At 34.9% G+C, this 4,103-nt stretch carries 1 protein-coding gene and 1 pseudogene; both read left to right on the top strand.

Annotation, left to right across the window (positions count from 1 at the left end):
• The first annotated feature begins 394 nt into the window (after window positions 1-394).
• Window positions 395-2,362, top strand: a complete 1,968-nt coding sequence (optrA, locus tag ACMZ6Z_RS09005; protein WP_283775602.1) for an ABC-F type ribosomal protection protein OptrA — start codon at window positions 395-397, stop codon at window positions 2,360-2,362.
• 205 nt (window positions 2,363-2,567) lie between these two features.
• A pseudogene (locus ACMZ6Z_RS09010) lies at window positions 2,568-3,809 on the top strand (Tn3 family transposase); the annotation flags it as partial.
• Window positions 3,810-4,103: the final 294 nt, after the last annotated feature.

Genomic DNA, 4,103 nt, shown 5'->3' on the forward strand with positions numbered 1-4,103 from the left:
AAAGATAATATGATATAATAAAACGATTTGGAGAAGGAATAATATAGAAAGAGTGATTTGTAAAGCTGATGGCTAATGCAAAGAATCAATTGCGGCAATCCTTTTGTATCTTTTTCCAGTGTGGCTGCGGTTTCTGTTGACGGGAACAGCAGGGTTTATCGGGAATCTGGTGCCAGATGAGATAACAGATCAGTTACTTTACTTTTACCAGAAAGGGTGTAAGCTAAAACTTAGGCTAGCCATTGCGCTAGCGACTTGGTACAATAAGGTGGCAATTGAATTATATTAATAATCGATAGGAGGTAGAAGCAAATGAAATCTACAACTATAGTAACATTTAAAGAACTCCATGTATAGGTGGCTGTGACAAGCTTTACATGGAGTAGAATAATTATTGTCCAAAGCCACCTTTGCAATTGCTAGTACTAACGCAAAGGAGGATATGAAAATGCAATACAAAATAATTAATGGTGCCGTTTACTATGATGGTAATATGGTGTTGGAAAACATCGATATTGAAATCAATGATAATGAAAAGATTGCTATTGTTGGTAGAAATGGATGTGGAAAAACAACCTTGCTAAAAGCTATTATAGGCGAAATTGAATTAGAAGAAGGAACTGGTGAAAGTGAGTTTCAAGTAATAAAGACCGGTAACCCTTATATTAGCTATTTAAGACAGATGCCTTTTGAAGATGAAAGTATATCAATGGTGGATGAAGTCCGTACGGTATTTAAGACGCTTATTGATATGGAAAACAAGATGAAACAGCTGATAGATAAAATGGAGAATCAATATGATGATAAAATCATCAATGAATACTCTGATATCAGTGAAAGGTATATGGCTCTTGGAGGTCTAACCTACCAAAAAGAATATGAAACGATGATTCGTAGTATGGGTTTTACTGAAGCAGATTATAAAAAACCCATTTCTGAATTTTCAGGTGGTCAGCGAACTAAGATAGCTTTTATAAAAATACTTTTAACAAAGCCAGACATTCTATTACTTGATGAACCTACTAACCACCTTGATATAGAAACAATACAATGGTTGGAGAGTTATTTGAGAAGTTATAAATCTACATTGGTTATTATTTCCCATGATAGAATGTTTCTTAATCGAATTGTGGATAAGGTTTATGAAATCGAATGGGGAGAGACCAAATGTTATAAAGGTAATTATTCAGCCTTTGAGGAGCAAAAACGAGAAAATCATATCAAACAGCAAAAAGATTACGACTTGCAACAGAAAGAAATTGAAAGGATTACACGCTTGATTGAACGTTTTCGTTATAAACCTACGAAAGCTAAAATGGTGCAATCTAAAATTAAATTATTACAGCGTATGCAAATATTAAATGCACCAGACCAATACGATACAAAAACTTATATGTCTAAATTTCAACCGAGAATCAGTAGTTCAAGGCAAGTATTAAGTGCTTCAGAACTTGTGATAGGCTATGATACTCCTCTTGCAAAGGTTAATTTCAACCTTGAAAGGGGACAGAAGCTTGGAATTGTTGGGAGTAATGGTATTGGTAAATCCACGTTGCTTAAAACACTTATGGATGGTGTGGCAGCATTGTCTGGAGATTTTAAATTCGGATACAATGTTGAAATTAGCTATTTTGACCAACAGCTTGCTCAAATCAGTGGAGATGATACACTATTCGAAATTTTTCAAAGCGAATACCCTGAGCTAAATGACACAGAGGTCAGAACTGCTCTTGGCTCATTTCAGTTTAGTGGAGATGATGTTTTTAGACCGGTGTCCTCTTTGTCAGGTGGAGAAAAGGTTAGATTGACATTATGTAAATTATTATATAAACGTCCTAATGTTTTAATCTTAGATGAACCGACAAACCACATGGATATTATTGGAAAAGAGAATTTAGAGAATATCTTATGCAGTTATCAAGGTACAATTATTTTTGTGTCACATGATAGATATTTTACTAATAAGATTGCTGACAGATTACTTGTTTTTGATAAGGATGGTGTAGAGTTTGTACAATCTACTTATGGTGAGTACGAGAAAAAAAGGATGAATTCTGAAAAGCCATTTAATAACATTAAAGTTGAGCAGAAAGTAGAGAAAAATAACACAGTAAAAGGCGATCGTAACTCCATTGAGAAGGAGAAGGTTAAGAAGGAGAAACGAATTGAAAAGCTTGAAGTGTTAATAAATCAATATGATGAAGAATTAGAAAGATTGAATAAAATCATTTCTGAACCAAACAATTCTTCTGATTATATAGTACTGACGGAAATACAAAAATCAATTGATGATGTTAAAAGGTGTCAGGGTAATTATTTTAATGAATGGGAACAGTTGATGAGAGAATTGGAAGTTATGTAATTTTTGAGTTATGCAATAAGGATGTAAAAGTGTTAATGATACATTCTGGTTGTTGAAAATGTAAAAAAATTAATGAATTTTTATTAGATATAATCGCTATGTGAAGACCTTTTGAGTTTGCCGCATAGCGGTTTTTATTATCTATACTTTGGAATTGTCAAGAAAAGTGTAGTCGTATAAACTCACTAAATTTCCTTTGATTGTTATGCTGCCAAAGGTAAAGCTCACTGATCTTTTAATGGAGGTAGCCCACTGGACAGGATTTGATAAAATGTTGGTACACGCTTCCACTAATAGACCTCCAAAGGGAGAGGAAAATCCTATTCTGATGGCTGCACTTATGGCAATGGGAACTAACATCGGTTTGACTAAAATGGCAGATGCTACACCTGGAATTACTTATCACCAAATGGCTAATGCTGCTCAATGGCGTTTGTACGATGATGCTATTAGTCGGGCGCAATCCACATTGGTAAATTTTCAGAAAAAATTAACCCTTGCTTCATATTGGGGTGATGGTACCACTTCTTCATCTGACGGAATGCGAGTACAGGTTGGTGTATCATCTTTGCACGCTGAAGCAAATCCTCATTATGGTACAGGTAAAGGTGCAACCATTTATCGGTTTACAAGTGATCAATTCTCTTCTTTTTATACGAAAGTCATTAATACAAACGCAAGAGATGCTGTACATGTCATCGATGGATTACTTCATCATGAAACGGAGTTAAATATTGAGGAGCATTATACTGATACAGCAGGTTATACCGATCAGGTTTTCGGTTTAAGTCATTTGTTGGGGTTTCGATTTGCACCAAGACTTCGTGATTTAGCTGACGCTAAACTTTACACAATTCAAAAACCAAATGATTTTCCTAAATTGGAAAACTTACTTCGTGGACGGATTAACACAAAGGTTATTCAGGAAAACTTTGATGACGTGCTCCGATTAGCCCATTCTATTAGAGAGGGAAAAGTATCCGGTTCGCTTATTATGGGGAAGTTAGGTTCGTATGCAAGACAAAACAAATTAGCCACCGCTTTACGGGAAATGGGAAGAATCGAAAAAACTATTTTTATCCTAGATTATATATCTAGTGAGACATTACGTAGACGTATCCAGCGAGGACTAAATAAAGGGGAAGCCATGAATGGTTTGGCAAGAGCATTATTTTTCGGAAAACGAGGCGAGTTACGGGAAAGAGGTTTACAGGATCAGTTGCAGCGCGCAAGTGCATTAAACATTATAATTAACGCAATTAGCGTATGGAATACCGTATATCTAACTGAAGCAACGAAATTGTTAAAGGAAAAAGGAAATTTACGGGAGGACCTATTAAAACACATTTCACCTCTGGGATGGGAACATATCAATTTTCTTGGTGAATATACCTTTGATATGACGAAAATAACAAGCTTAGATTCACTGCGCCCTCTTAATCAATAAAATGAAATCCGAAAATTCCTTAGCGTAGGAAAAATCGGCATTCTTTATGTCGAATTTTGCTTAGCGTATGTTTTCCGCTTTTTGTTGGTAGTACCCCAAAGAAAGGAAGATAAACGTGATAGACAATGATACTATGTCATTCATGACAAAATCCTTGCAGAGTTGGATAACATTATAGAGTAATTAATGCCGAAAACCGACTTTGCTTATAAAATTTTTATAATGTAAAGGAGGAAGAAATATATGTCCTTAATAAATGTTTCAAATCTAACTTTTTCATATGAAGGAAGTTAT

The organism is Streptococcus pluranimalium, assembly GCF_047785705.1.
GTDB classification, from domain to species: Bacteria; Bacillota; Bacilli; order Lactobacillales; family Streptococcaceae; genus Streptococcus; species Streptococcus pluranimalium_A.